Raw genomic sequence first — 420 nt, 5'->3', positions numbered from 1 at the left:
TACTGACGATCACTACTGCAAAGGCCCTCAATTGCTCTGAAGAAAGTGCATTGCATGCCGCATGTGCGATTGAATTGATCCATGCGTACTCATTAATTCACGACGACCTACCTGCCATGGACGATGATGCATTACGTAGGGGACAGCCGACTTGCCATATCGCATTTAACGAGGCTACAGCCATTCTTGCCGGCGATGCTCTCCAGGCGCTGGCGTTTGAATTAGTTTCATCAAACGCCAGCCCTCAAGATAACGCAACAAAACTTAAGCTGATTCAAACACTCGCAAAAGCAAGCGGGGCTGAAGGAATGGTACTTGGTCAAGCAATTGACCTAGACTCGGTAGGCAAAGCACTGTCATTAAAACAGCTTGAAGTCATGCATCATCACAAAACTGGCAAGCTGATTAGCGCTGCAGTGG

At 48.1% G+C, this 420-nt stretch carries 1 protein-coding gene; it reads left to right on the top strand.

Annotated elements, in window-relative coordinates:
* Window positions 1–420: polyprenyl synthetase family protein (locus tag A3762_RS07045; protein ID WP_197469110.1), on the top strand; the 420-nt coding region annotated here is incomplete at both ends.

The organism is Oleiphilus sp. HI0125 (genome assembly GCF_001635355.1).
This window is presented reverse-complemented; position numbering and strand designations above follow the sequence as displayed.